This window comes from Maricaulis alexandrii (assembly GCF_005871165.1).
Taxonomy (GTDB): Bacteria; Pseudomonadota; Alphaproteobacteria; order Caulobacterales; family Maricaulaceae; genus Maricaulis; species Maricaulis alexandrii.
In genome coordinates, this window is sequence record NZ_SWKP01000006.1 from 528,946 (window position 1) to 542,764 (window position 13,819).

General features: G+C 63.9%; 10 protein-coding genes. 7 read left to right on the forward strand and 3 right to left on the reverse strand.

Features of this window, described 5'->3' with window-relative positions:
- The first annotated feature begins 42 nt into the window (after positions 1–42).
- From tldD to FCS99_RS08880, 3 genes are all read left to right on the forward strand, one after another.
- Positions 43–1,458 carry a metalloprotease TldD gene (gene tldD, locus FCS99_RS08870; protein ID WP_138511717.1) on the forward strand — a complete coding sequence of 472 codons (1,416 nt, stop codon included), beginning with the start codon at positions 43–45 and terminating at the stop codon, positions 1,456–1,458.
- 119 nt (positions 1,459–1,577) lie between these two features.
- Positions 1,578–3,686, forward strand: coding sequence for a TonB-dependent receptor plug domain-containing protein (locus tag FCS99_RS08875; protein ID WP_138511718.1), 2,109 nt, complete (start codon positions 1,578–1,580; stop codon positions 3,684–3,686).
- 182 nt (positions 3,687–3,868) lie between these two features.
- The gene (locus tag FCS99_RS08880) at positions 3,869–4,765 is read left to right on the forward strand and encodes a retropepsin-like aspartic protease (protein ID WP_171036305.1); all 897 of its coding nucleotides are present in this window, start codon (positions 3,869–3,871) and stop codon (positions 4,763–4,765) included.
- 74 nt (positions 4,766–4,839) lie between these two features.
- On the opposite strand, the gene FCS99_RS08885 is transcribed toward FCS99_RS08880, so the two are convergent.
- From FCS99_RS08885 to FCS99_RS08895, 3 genes are all read right to left on the reverse strand, one after another.
- Positions 4,840–6,651 carry a peptide MFS transporter gene (locus FCS99_RS08885; RefSeq protein WP_138511720.1) on the reverse strand — a complete coding sequence of 604 codons (1,812 nt, stop codon included), beginning with the start codon at positions 6,649–6,651 and terminating at the stop codon, positions 4,840–4,842.
- Positions 6,652–6,765: 114 nt separating this feature from the next.
- Positions 6,766–8,142 carry a glutamate--cysteine ligase gene (locus tag FCS99_RS08890; RefSeq protein ID WP_138511721.1) on the reverse strand — a complete coding sequence of 459 codons (1,377 nt, stop codon included), beginning with the start codon at positions 8,140–8,142 and terminating at the stop codon, positions 6,766–6,768.
- Between the two features lie 96 nt (positions 8,143–8,238).
- Positions 8,239–9,006: a 16S rRNA (uracil(1498)-N(3))-methyltransferase gene (locus tag FCS99_RS08895; protein WP_138511722.1), complete on the reverse strand. Its 768-nt coding sequence runs from the start codon at positions 9,004–9,006 to the stop codon at positions 8,239–8,241.
- Between the two features lie 77 nt (positions 9,007–9,083).
- Between FCS99_RS08895 and ubiA the strand changes: the two genes are divergently transcribed.
- The 4 genes from ubiA to FCS99_RS08915 all read left to right on the forward strand — a co-directional run bounded on the left by ubiA (position 9,084) and on the right by FCS99_RS08915 (position 13,665).
- On the forward strand, positions 9,084–10,010 hold the full coding sequence (gene ubiA, locus FCS99_RS08900; RefSeq protein ID WP_138511723.1) for a 4-hydroxybenzoate octaprenyltransferase: 927 nt from the start codon (positions 9,084–9,086) through the stop codon (positions 10,008–10,010).
- 65 nt (positions 10,011–10,075) lie between these two features.
- Positions 10,076–11,482, forward strand: coding sequence for a M16 family metallopeptidase (locus tag FCS99_RS08905; protein ID WP_138511724.1), 1,407 nt, complete (start codon positions 10,076–10,078; stop codon positions 11,480–11,482).
- A complete protein-coding gene (locus FCS99_RS08910) occupies positions 11,482–12,933 on the forward strand; it encodes a M16 family metallopeptidase (protein ID WP_138511725.1) in 1,452 nt (483 codons plus the stop codon). Before FCS99_RS08905 ends, FCS99_RS08910 begins: the two co-directional genes overlap by 1 nt.
- 72 nt (positions 12,934–13,005) lie before the next feature.
- Positions 13,006–13,665: a class I SAM-dependent methyltransferase gene (locus tag FCS99_RS08915; RefSeq protein WP_138511726.1), complete on the forward strand. Its 660-nt coding sequence runs from the start codon at positions 13,006–13,008 to the stop codon at positions 13,663–13,665.
- Positions 13,666–13,819: the final 154 nt, after the last annotated feature.

Here is a 13,819-nt window from a genome sequence, read left to right on the forward strand (position 1 = left end):
GCTGGACTATGTCTAGGGGAAGCCTTGAGCGGAGTGCGCCCCATGTCAGATGAACCGATCAGCCAATTCGAATTCGACGCCGATGATGTCGCGCCGGTTCTCGCCGACACGCTGGCCGGTGCCGATGATGGCGAACTCTTTCTGGAAACCGCCGTCTCAGAAGCCCTGGTCTTCGATGATGGCCGGCTGAAATCCGCCAGTTTCGACAGCAATCGCGGCTTCGGCCTGCGCTGCGTCGCGGGCGAGTCCGCCGGCTATGCGCACTCCTCCGATCCGACCCTGGCCGCCGTGAAGCGGGCTGCGGAAACCGCAGGCGCTGCCCGTCGCGGCCATAGCGGGATCCTGGCCGACGCCCCGATGGGCACCAATCGCAAGCTCTATGATGCCGTCGATCCGGTCGCGCACCCGATGTTCGACACCAAGGTGAAGCTCCTGCAGGAGATTGACGCCTATTGCCGGACCAAGGATAGCAGCGTGGTGCAGGTCTCCTGCTCGATCGCCGGCTCCAAACGCAATATTTCCATCATCCGCGCCAATGGCGACATGAAGACGGACATCCGTCCGCTGGTCCGCCTCAATGTCCAGGTGACGGTGGAGCGCGATGGCCGCCGCGAAACCGGCTCCGCCGGAGCCGGGGGCCGCGCCGAGTTCGATCGCTGGATTGCACCCGATGCCTGGAAGCCGCTGGCGGATGAGGCGCTGCGCATCGCCCGCGTCAATCTGGATGCCGTCGATGCGCCGGCCGGCGTGTTCGATGTCGTCCTGGGGCCGGGCTGGCCGGCTGTTCTGCTGCACGAAGCCGTTGGCCACGGGCTGGAAGGCGATTTCAACCGCAAGGGCACGTCCGCCTTTTCGGGCCGGATGGGCGAACAGGTCGCGGCCAAGGGTGTCACCGTCATCGATGACGGCACCATGGCCGAGCGCCGCGGTTCCCTGACGATCGATGATGAAGGCACGCCGACGGAACGCACGGTCCTGATCGAGGACGGCAAGCTGGTCGGCTATATGCAGGACCGGATGAATGCCCGCCTGATGGGTCAGAAGCCGACCGGCAATGGCCGCCGCGAGAGCTATGCCCACGCACCCATGCCGCGCATGACCAATACCTACATGCTGGCCGGCGAGCACAAGCGCGAGGAAATGATCGAAAGCCTGAAGGACGGGATCTATGCCGTGAATTTCGGCGGCGGCCAGGTCGACATCACCTCCGGCAAATTCGTCTTCCAGTGCACCGAGGCCTATCGCGTCCAGAACGGCAAGGTCGTCGCGCCGGTGAAGGGTGCCACCCTGATCGGGGACGGTCCGACCGCCCTCACCCGGGTCGACATGATCGGGGATGATTTCGAGATGGACCCCGGCGTCGGCGTCTGCGGCAAGGGCGGACAGGGCGTGCCTGTCGGCGTCGGCCAACCCAGCCTGAAAATCTCCGGCCTCACCGTCGGCGGGGCTGGCGGCTAGCTGCGCTGCACCATAACGCGGCTGTGATGCACCTTACCGATCCTTACGTTTGATAAGGGTTCGACTTGTACTACCCCACTCCGCAAGGGGCCAGGGCAGGCACAAGTGTAAGGGACATCATGCGAGGGAAAGTATTCGACGTGGTCGCAGGGGCCGCGACTTTGGCACTATTGGGTAATTCGGCCTGGGCATTCCGGGACGACGCAGGGGCTGGGCCTGCGAATACCCAACAGGAAGGCCAGGCCGGCATTGCCGTCTATGCGCCGGCCTTCTTTGCCAATTACTCACCGGTCACGGCACTGGACATGGTCTCGCGGGTTCCGGGGTTCTCCCTGTCGAACGGCGATACCGACCGGCGTGGACTGGGCGACAGTTTCGGCAATCTCCTGATCAACGGGTCGCGCCCCTCCAACAAGTCACTGACACTGGAGACGGTCCTGCAGCGCATCCCGATGGAGGATGTCGCGACGATCGAGCTGATCCAGGAAGCCCTGCCGCAATACAATATGCGCGGCCATCCGCGCCTGGTGAATGTGATTCTGCGTGAAGGCGCCGGACGGTCCGGGGCCTGGACGGGCAATGTGACCCTGTCGGATTCCGGCCGGGTCGGCACCCGGCATCAGCTGTCCTATTCCTTTCCTGTCGGGGATTTTGACATCAATCTGGGCATTGATACCGGTTTTTCCGGCAATCGGGTCCGCCGCCGCGAAGAACGCTTCGACGCTGCGGACATGCTGGAATTCACCGCCCGCGACAGTGACCAGCGCAATTATGCGGAAGCCATCCCCACCCTGTCGGTGAACTGGGACATTGATGACCGGTCCAGCTTGCGCCTGGATGCACGCGCCCAGGCCTGGACCTGGCACCGCAACCGCGCCAATTACGGCTTCGACCCGAGCGGAGACCCGCTCTTCATCGAGCTGAACGACACCGAGAACCACGGCTCGTCCTGGTCTGTCACAAGCACATATGCCCGTGATCTGGGCGAGCACCTGTCCTCGGAAACCATCTTCCTGGCCTCGCGCGAACGCTGGGAAGACGGCCCGGAACCCTATGCCTTCTATGATGCGCAGGCCGGTTTCGTCGGAGCGACGATTTTCAATGCCGCCGGGGAGTATGAGGAAACGGCCCTGCGCCAGACCTTCAACTGGAACAGGATCGAGAACCACAATCTGGAATTCGGGGCCGAGACGGCAGTCAATGCGCGCGACACGGACATCAACCTGTTCGAGGATGATGGTGTCACCGTGACGCCGATCGTCCTGCCGGTGACCCAGACCCGTGTCGAGGAAACCCGCAGCGAACTGTTCGCCAATCATGTCTGGCAGGTCAATGACCGGCTGAGCGTGGAATCCGGCCTTCGTTATGAATTCTCGGAGATCGAGCAGACCGGCGATGCCGTCCAGTCCCGCTCCTTCACCTATGCCAAGCCGAGCATCACGGTGAACTGGCGTCAGGATGAGGACAACCGCATCCGCCTGACCGCCCGCCGGGATGTCGCCCAGCTGGAGTTCAACAAATTCGCCAGTTCGGTCGATATTGCCGACAACAACTCCACGCTCGGCAATCCGGACTATGTGCCCCAGCGCACCTGGACACTGGAAGCGGAATGGGAACACCGTTTCGGTGAGGACGGCTCGGCCTCGTTGCAGGTCGGCTATGACATGGTCGAGGATCTGGACGGGTGGGTGCCGATCACGACGCCGACCGGCGTGTTCGACGCGCCGGGCAATATCGGCGACGGCACCAATCTGCGCATTACCGGCAATCTGACCACGCCGCTGGACCGGTTCGGTCTGTCCAACGCCGTGCTGGACGTCTTCCTGGAGTGGTACAACACGAATGTGGAAGACCCGCTGACCGGTGAGGACCGGCAATGGTCCGGTCCGCGCGAATGGGAGCTGGCCCTGGATTTCCGCCAGACCTTCCCGCAGAGCGGCTATGCCTGGGGCTGGGACTATCACTGGGTCTCCGACGGCGAGGTCTACCGGGCCCAGCGTTTCGAGCTGTTCAACAATACCGATGGCGATCTGGATGTGTATGCCGAGACCACGAACTGGCTGGGCATGACGATCCGGGCCGGCGTCGACGGTGTCTTCAACAATGGCGATGACCGGATGCGCGTCCTCTATGACGGCTCGCGCGCCAATGGTGTCATCCTGGCGACCGAACACCGCAATGTCTCCATGGGACAGACGGTCTATCTGCGGGTCGTCGACACGTTTTAACGCACCAGGGGCCCGGTTCGCCGGGCCCCGATTGCCGCCCCCGGCCATCTGGCGGTAAACTCGTTTCCCATACGGTACCGGAGCCGGAGAAGCCCCGGACCCGCTCCAGCAAGGGGGCAGCTGGCAGCACCTTGATGCGGGATCCCTTTGGACCCGAACTCATTGTCGAGGGAGCCAGAACCATGCGTTCGATCTTGAAGGCCGGGATTGCCCTGGCCGCACTGGGCCTGATGGCCCAACCTGCCGCCCAAGCCCTGGACGAGGATATCTCGCTCCAGCGGGCCCCCAGCGGGCACATGCTGCTGCCGGTCACGATCAATGGCGACGGCCCCTATGACTTCATCCTGGATACCGGCGCCAGCCGGAGCGCCGTCGCCTCGGCGGTCGCGGAACAGTATGGCTTCCAGTCGGACTGGACGGATTTTGACGATGTCCAGGCCCTGACGACGCGGTTCGAGGCCGAATTCTTCGAACTGCCCAATCTGGAATTCTCCGGCCGTCCGGCCGCCAGCCTGCACAGCGTGGTCATTCCGGTGGAAGAGGGTCACCCCATCCCGGTCGCCGGGCTTTTAGGGGCGGATGCGATCACATCCAGCCGCTACACGATCGACTTCATGAACAGCCAGCTCATCCTGGACACGGCGTCTCCGACGCGTGTGACCGGGCTGATCGACCCGATCGGCCTGCTCATCACGCAGGCGGAGATGCGCCGGGCCTATGGCACGGTGCATGTGATGATCGATTCCGGCAGCGCGCGGTCCATTGCCAACCTGCCCCTGGTCCGCATGGCCGGATCGCGCATGATGGAATTGCGCATGGGGACGGTGAACGGGATTGACGGCCGCCGCGAGGAAAGCGTCGACACACTGCTGGTGCGCGATTTCCAGGTCGGCGGGCTGTGCATCCCGGGCTTCCAGATGCTGGAGGGCGAACTCGACATCTTCCGGCATCTGGGCTGGGAGGACGAGCCGGCGCTCATCCTTGGCATGGATGCCTTGCGCTATACCCGGCTCACCATCGACCGGGAGACCGGAACCTTCGAACTGGACGGGATCCATCCCCGCTTCGACTGCGAATAGGCCATCCCCACCCGCCACAAAAAAGGCCGCGGAGCGAGCTCCGCGGCCTTCTTTATTGGGCTGAAATCCGGCGCTTACGGCGCGTCGGAAGTGCGGTCCATGGAAGGACCACCGCCTTCGGTCTCGGTCGGATGAGCCTCCAGCTGCTCTTCCGCACCCGCCATCAGCCATTTGATGACCGGCGACAGGAGCAGCATGAGAACGGCGATCCCCATCGCAACCAGGCCGACATTGGAATAGACCTCGGCATAACCCGCCTTGGCCGCGGCCACATCGGTCAGTTGACCGCCCAGGGTTTCCGCACCCGTATTCGACGCGATCACACCGGCGAGGAAATTGGACAGGCCGGAATAGAGGAACCAGGCCCCCATGGTCATGCCCACCACGCGGGCCGGAGCCAGCTTGGTCACGGCGGACAGGCCGACCGGTGACAGCATCAGCTCACCCATGGTGTGGATCCAGTAGATGGCGAAGATGAAAAAGACCGGCGTCAGCGCGGCGGCACCGACCGAATTGATCCCCAGGACCAGGACATAGAAGCCCAGACCGGCCATGAAGACGCCGAAGGCGAACTTCACCGGCGTCGACGGGTTCAGCTTCTTCTTGGCGAGCGCGATCCACAGCCAGGCCAGGATCGGCGCGAAGATCACGATGAAGCCGGAATTCAGCCCCTGGAAGACCGTGCCGGGGATATTCACGCCGAACATGGTCGTGTCCACGAGCCGGAAGGTGAACAGGTTCAGCGAGGAACCGGCCTGTTCAAACAGGGCCCAGAACGGGATCTGTGCGAGCACGAAATAGATCGCCGCAAACATGCGCCGACGCTCGACACCCTTCATCGTGAACAGGGCCATGCCGCAAAGAATAAGCAGCATGATCACGCCCAGCGGACCGAGAATGCCACCCATGTATTCCGGGTTCATCACGGCCAGCATGGCCACGGCAATGATGCCCAGACCCGACAGGTAGCAGGCATATTCGACATTGAGCGGGCCGAACACTTTCTGCTTGAGCTTTTCAGGGTTCGGCGGCTCGGCACGGCCTTCCAGCCAGGGCTGGAAGAAGAGGAAGGTCGCCAGACCGGCCAGCATGCCGATGCCGGCGAGGCCGAAGCCCCAGGCCCAGCCATAGACGATCCCGATCCAGGCAATCGTCGCCGAAGACAGCAGCGAGCCCAGATTGATGCCCATGTAGAAGATGGTGAAGCCGGAATCCCGGCGCGTATCGCCCAGCCCGTAGAGCGAGCCGACAATCGTCGAGATATTGGCCTTCAGGAAGCCGACACCGGCAATGATCAGCGCCAGGGCGAGATAGAGAATATTCACATAGAGCTGCTGCTGCTCCACGCGCGTCATGCTCTCATCATAGGGGATCTCCGCCGGCAGGCCGACGGCCTCGGGCGTTTCCACCAGGATGCTGGCGCCACCTTCCGAGAAGGTCATCACGGACGACCCGCTTTCTGCGACGATCACCTGGCTGGCATCGGCGCTGCGGCCGTCCAACTCGATCACATACTCGCTGCCCTCATAGGTGAGGATCTGCTGCGAGCCGGAGCCCTCGAACGCCATCAGGCCGTGTCCGAGCACCAGAAGGATGGCCCCGAAAGTCACGGCCTTTCGCTGCCCCAGATACCGGTCGGCCAGCGTGCCGCCGATAATGGTCATGACATAGACCAGGGCCGTGTAGGCACCGTAGATGATACCCGACTGCGATTCCGAGAACAGGAAGTGCTGCGTCAGGTAGATGATCAGGAGGGCGCGCATCCCGTAATAGGAAAAGCGCTCCCACATTTCTGTCAGGAACAGGATGGCCAGTCCCTTCGGATGCCCGAAGAAGGACGTGTCCTTGTTCTGCGCCGTTGGTGGCGTTGCGGTCGTATCCGTCACGCAAAATCTCCCCAGTACCCGCCCCACGCGGGAAAAAACATGGCGCGCAATTGACCATGCGGGGAGAGACCACTCAAGCCTGTGACGCGGCTGGGCCGGTCAAACCTGGGTGAACTAGTAGGCGCACTCGGTGAAGACCGGCTCGATTTCGCCGCCCCACTCACCCTTGAAACGGGCGATCAGGGCTTCGGCGCGGGATTGGCCGGTGCGGACGATCTCGTCCAGATCATCGAGGAAGAGCGCCTCGTTTTCCCCGTGACCGTTCAGACGCTTGCGGGCATTCAGGCCGGCGCGCGAAATGGCCAGGACCTGTTTGGCGACATCCTGAAGCGTGCCGTTGCGGAAGGGGGTGTGCAGACCGGTCTTCGCCGCGCCGATCCGCAGGGCGTCGCGCTCTTCAGCACTCCAGTCCTTCACCAGATCCCAGGCGGCATCCAGCGCCGTCTCGTCATAGAGCAGACCGACCCAGAAGGCCGGCAGGGCGCACAGCGTGTTCCACGGGCCGGCATCAGCGCCGCGCATTTCCAGGAAGGTCTTCAGGCGGACTTCCGGGAAAGCGGTGGACAAATGGTCTTCCCAATCGCTCATCACAGGCTTTTCGCCGGGCAGGATGTCCAGCTTGCCCTCGAGGAAATCACGGAAGGACTTGCCCGTGGCATCCAGGTATTCGCCATTGCGTTTGACGAAATACATCGGCACATCGAGCGCCCAGTCGCGATACTGCTCGAAACCGAACCCGTCCTCGAAGACGAAGGGCAGCATGCCGGTGCGGTTATTGTCCGTGTCGGTCCAGACATGGGCCCGATAGGAGAGGAAGCCGTTCAGCCCCTTGTCCTTGAAGGGTGAATTGGCGAACAGCGCCGTCGCGATCGGCTGCAGGGCCAGCGAGACACGGAATTTCTTCGCCATGTCAGCTTCCGACGAGAAGTCCAGATTGGTCTGGACCGTGCAGGAGCGGAACATCATCTGATGGCCCATCGTGCCCACTTTGGGCATGTAGGCCTTCATCAGCTTGTAGCGCGCCTTGGGCATCATCGGCGTGTCTTCCAGCGCCCATTTTGGCGAGAAGCCCAACCCCAGGAAACCGGCACCGATCTCGTCGGCAACTTCCCGGACTTCCTTGAGGTGACCATTCACCTCGGCGCAAGTCTGGTGGATGGTTTCCAGCGGCGCTCCGGACAGCTCGAACTGGCCACCCGGCTCCAGCGTGATCGACGCGCCCTCGCGCTTCAGGGCGATCAGGAAACCGTCTTCCTCGACCGGTGCCCAGCCAAAGCGCTGCAGGCCTTCCAGCATTTTCTTGACGCTGGGACCGCCGCCATTCTCGTAGGGAAGGGGCGTGTGGTCGCCCAGGGCAAAGCCGAATTTCTCGTGCTCTGTTCCGATGCGGAATTCGTCGACGGGCTTGGAGCCGGCGGCGAAATAGCCGGTCAGCTGGTCCAGGCTTTCAATGGGAGCGCCTTCGCCGCCCGGATTATACGTGCCGCTCATGGAACGCCCCGCTCTGCCTTCAAAAATGTCCGCATCAGATATGGGGGCGTTTCGCCCGCGACAAGGGTTGATGCCTGCATTTGTGCGATACGCCGGTCAGCCCTGCCAGTCTCCGTTAAGGCTCTGCCAGAGCACCAGCGCTGCCACAGCAGCGGTTTCGGCGCGCAGGATGCGCGGCCCCAGCGTCACCGGAATGACAGCATCGTGATCCCGCAGGCGTTGGCGTTCAGCCTCGGAGAACCCGCCTTCCGGACCGATCAGAACCGCCGCCGGCCCGGCCTCGCGCCCGGCCAACGCCTCGGTCATCGGCCGGCCCCGGCCGCGAGCTCCGCCCCAGGGCTGATCTGTCTCGTCACCCGCCTCGTCACAGAAGATCAGCGCTCGCGAGGACTCCCAGCCATCGAGCACGCGATCCAGTTTTTCCAGCCGGGCAATCTCCGGCAGGTCGAGCCGTTCGGTCTGCTCGGCGGCCTCCTTGGCGATCAGGGCAAAGCGTTCCGGCTTGATGCGGTCACTCTGGGTGCGGGCCGTGGTCACCGGGGCGATACGGGCCACGCCCAGCTCGGTCGCCTTTTCCACGATGAGGTCGGTCTTCTGGCGCTTCACCGGCGCAAACAGGAGCCAGAGATCCGGCACGCCGGTCTGCTCGCGGGTCTGTTCCACGGGGTCCAGGATGGCGGCCTTGCGGCTGGCCTCGACCAGGCGGGCGCGCCACTCGCCATCGCGTCCATTGAACAGGCGAACGGTGTCTCCCTCGCTGCGCCGCATGACGTTCACAAGATAGTGGGTATCCTCTTTCGGCAGGGCGACGGCCTGACCGGATTTGAGGTCCTGGGTGACATAGAGGCGCGGATCAGTTGACATTCTCCCGCTTTGACGGCGCTGTGCGTCAACGTCAAGAGCGCCTTGAATTGGCCCAACGGTTTTGCCACACCGCAAAAATGCAACTGAATTTCGACCGGCGAGTCGCCGACAGCCTTCCTCAATCCTGGGTCGACCGCGCACCGGCGGCGATGCGCCCCTATCTGCGCCTGGCCCGTTATGACCGGCCGGTCGGCTTCTGGCTTCTGGGCCTGCCGTGCTGGATGGGGCTTGTCCTGGCGCGCACCGGCAGCGGTCTGGGCTGGGTCGATCTCTACTATGCCATCCTGTTTGCCATCGGCGCCATCGCCATGCGGGGGGCGGGCTGTACCTATAATGACATCGTCGACCGGGATCTGGATGCCCAGGTGGGCCGCACGGCGGACCGCCCCCTGCCCGCCGGTTCGGTCTCGCTGAAACAGGCCTGGATCTTCCTGTTGGCGCAATGCGGGGTAGGTCTGATCGTCCTGGTCCAGCTGCCGCTCCTGGCGATCGGCGTGGGACTGGGCTCGCTGGTCCTTGTCGCCGCCTATCCCTTCATGAAGCGCATCACCTGGTGGCCCCAGGCCTGGCTGGGCCTGACCTTCAACTGGGGCATTCCGGTCGCCTACACGGCCGCAGCCGGCACGTTCGACCTGGCAGCCCTTGCGCTCTATGCCGGCGCCGTGTTCTGGACGCTGGGCTATGACACGATCTACGCCCATCAGGATGCCGAAGACGACGCCCTGGTCGGCGTCAAATCCACCGCCCGCCTGTTCGGCGAGAATTCGCAATACTGGGTGGCCGGTTTCTACGGTGTGAATGCCATCCTGGTGGCGCTGGCCATCTGGTTCAGCCAGGCCACGCCCTTCGTGGTCCTCCCCTTCACGCTCTACACCGCCCACCTGTTCAACCAGGTGCGCAAGCTGGACATCACCGACGGCGCGCAATGCCTGGCCCTGTTCAAGTCCAACCGGACCAGCGGCCTCCTCCTCGTGCTGACTTTCATCGTCGGTGCCGTGGCCTGAGGACTTGCCCCCGGGCGGTCCGGATGCAAGCGTGGCGTGTCGGGGGAGAATTGGGGTCCTTTTGCATGCTGCGTCTGTCTGAGCGTTTCACATCGTCCTGCCACGGTGCGGGATTTCTGTTTCTGATCCTGGCGCTCGTGCTGCCAGCACCGGCGGCCCTCGCCGACGATGTCTCACTCGACATTCCGATCCAGTACGAAACGCTCGACAATGGTCTGCGCGTGGTGCTCTCGCCGGATGACACCGTGCCCACCGTCACGGTCGGCCTGTATTTCGGGATCGGCTTCCGCAGCGAACCGCCCGGCCGCACGGGCTATGCGCACTTGTTCGAGCACTTGTATTTCGCCGGTGCGGAATTGCGCGGCGACATCCCCTTCGATGCCATCATCGCGCAGACCGGCGGCAATTCCTCCGCCTATACACGCTTCGACTTCACCCGCTATATCAGCACTGTGCCGTCCAACGCCCTGGACATGATCCTGTGGGCCGAAGCCGATCGCATGTCCGCCCCGCTGCTGACCGACCGCCACATCACCACCCACCGCAATACGGTCCGCAACGAGATCTTCCTGAATGTCGAGAACCAGCCCTATCAGGGCTGGCCCCTGATCGACCTGCCCATGACGGCGTTTGAGAACTGGCACAATTCCCACAATTTCTACGGCGATCTGAGCGATCTCGACGCGGCGACGGCGGAGGATGCCCGGGCTTTCTTCCGTCAATACTACACGCCCAATAACGCAGTCCTTGTCATTGCCGGCGATTTCGATGCGGAGACGGTACGCACGCGCATCCGCGACTGGTTCGGTCCGATCCCGTCCGGCCCGCCCCTGCCGGAACTGGACGTGTCCGAACCCGAACAGACGGCCGAGCGTCGCCGGGACCTGGTCTATCCCAATGCCAGCCAGCCGGGCATCGCCGTGGGCTATCACATGCCGCCGCGCGGCACGCCGGAATACTACGCGATGATGCTGATCGACATGATCCTGATCTCCGGCGATGACGCGCGCATGCAGCGCCTGGTCGCCAGCGAGGGCTTTGGCAGCCGGGTGTCCGGCAGCATCAATGCGCTGGGCAATGCCTACAACTATCAGGGGCCGATGCTGTGGGAGTACAATATCGTCCACCCGGAGACTGTGAATTCCGACGACGTCCTGGACCTGCTGGAGGGCGAGATCGCCCGCCTGCGCGAGGAACTCGTCAGCCCCGACGAGATCGCGCGGGCCCGCGCCAAGCGCCTGGTGGAATTCTACATTTCCATTGATGATCCTTCCACGCGCGACGGGATCGTCGATCTCCTCGCCAGTTTTGCGCTGTTCGACGATGACCCGACCCGGATCAACCGGATCGAGGAAGGCATCGAGCACGTCACACCGGAACTGATCCGGGAAACCGCACGGACCTATCTCAGCCCGCATCAGCGCAGCGTCGTGGTCGCCATTCCAGGCTCCGGCGAAGAAGGAGGCGAATAATGGACCTGACCGGACTCTGCACCCGTTTCGCCCTGCCCGGCCTGCTGGCCCTGTCCGCGCTGTTCGCACCGGCGCAGGCGCAGCCCGAGAGTGAGCGCTCTGCCGCCAACGCCCACCTGCCGCCCCGGATCGAACCGCCCGGCCCGGTGCCCGGGTTTGCGACACCCAATAACTGGACGGTGGAGCTGGACAACGGTTTGAAGATCACCTTCATCCCTTGGGGCATGACCCCGACCGTGGATATCCGGGTCGTCGTGCGCGCCGGCAATATTGATGAGGGCCAGAACACCTGGCTGTCCGATCTCACCGTGGAAGCCATGGCCCAGGGGGCCGGCGGCCGCAGTGATGACGAGATCGCCGAAGCCTTCGGTGCGATGGGCGGCTCCCTGTCCTCCAGCGTGGTGACGGACCGGTCCACCTTTGCCAGCTTCGTCCTCGCCGAGCACGGCCCGGAGGCCCTGGCCCTGCTGGCTGAAACCGTCCGCGAGCCGGACTTTCCGCCGGAGCGCTTCGAGGCGGCCCGCACCACGATCATCCAACTGGCGGAAAGCTGGCGGCAGCAGCCGGCCATGCAGGGCATGGCCGCCGTGAACCTTTACCAGCATCCCGAGGATCATCCCTTCTACCGCACCATCCCGACCCGCGAGCAGCTGACCGGCTATTCGCTGAGGGATGTGCGCCGCTTTCATCGCCGGCATTTCGGGGCGGGACGCACCCACATCTACATCACCGGTCAATTCGACGCCGACGCGATGGAGGCCGCCGCACGCGAGGCCTTCAGCGACTGGGAACGGGGCCCGGCCGATGAGGGCATCGACGCCGCTCCGCAGGTCGGGAATGTGGTTCACCTGATCGACCGCCCCGGCGCGCCGCAATCGACCGTCTTCCTGACCTATCCCTTGCCGGGTATCGATTCAAAAACGGCCCCGGCCCTGGAAGTCATGGATGTCGTGATGGGCGGCATGATTGCCGGCCGCATGCTGGACACGGGTTATTCCTACGCCCCCCAGACCTATATCGACTGGGCGCGCGGTGGCGCGGCCTGGACCTATAGCGACGACATCGACACGGCCAACACGGTCGCCGCCATGCAGGATGTGCTGACCATGATCGACTATTCCCGCTTCCGCCCCCTGGGCACGGAGGGCGTTGCCGACTGGATGATCAGCCGTTTCATCATGTCCACCGGTGCCCGGTTCAGCCTGGTGGGCCAGATCGCCTTCCGCAATGCTTTCGACTTGCCCATCGACTATCTGGACACCTATGCCGACCAGATCCGCCGGGTCGACGAACATGCCGTGCTCAACCTGGCGCGGGAATACCTGACGCGGGACCGGCTGACCCTGGTGATTGTGGGCGATTTGGACCAGATCGAGGCGGGGCTCCGCGCGCTCCCGGCGCTGCAGGGCGCCCGCTTTGTGCGCCAGGATGCGGACGGCACACTGCACTGATCCCGGTCGCGATGCTTGCCGCACGGGACAAGGCCGCCTATCCGGCAGGCGTGACCATGACAGGACCGTCGCATGCCCGCACCGCCCGAACTTGACGACCCGAAAGGTTTTGTCCGCCAGCATACGGCGCTGATGGCGCCGCCCCTGGTGCCGGAAGTCCAGCTCCATCTGGCCGTTGAAACGGTCGAGATCTGGCAACGCACGGAAGAGGCGCTGGGCGAGATGGGCCTGCCGCCGCCCTTTTGGGCATTTGCCTGGGCCGGTGGACAGGCTCTCGCCCGCTATTGTCTCGACCAGCCGGAGATTGTCGCCGGCAAACGCGTGCTCGATTTCGCCGCCGGCGGGGCAGTCTCCGGCATCGCCGCCATGAAGGCCGGTGCCGCCGCGGTGGAGGCCTGTGAACTGGACGCCTTCGCCATTGCCGCCATCGAGGCCAATGCCGATGCCAATCAGGTCCGCCTGGACACGCGGCTGGGCGATCTGGTCGGCACGGATGATGGCTGGGACGTCATTCTGGCCGGTGATGTGTTTTACGAAGCCGAGCCTGCACGACTGATCGGCGGCTGGCTGGAACAGCTCAATGACCGTGGCGCCACAGTGCTGATCGGCGACCCCGGCCGTTCCTTCCTGCCCCAGGACAAGCTGGAGCGGCTGGCCGAGTACACCGTGCCGGTGACCCGCGACCTGGAAGACCGCGAAGTGCGCCATGCCAAGGTCTGGCGCTACCGTTAAGCCTGTGCCTCCCCGGCCACACCCCGGCGCGAACACGGAAGTGTGTCATCCCGGGCCCTTGCCCCGGCCCGGGCATCGGGCTACTCCGCGCCCCTCGGATCAATCGGCAGAGGTAGAGCAGATCCATGACACGAACCATCCCATCCTGACGGGA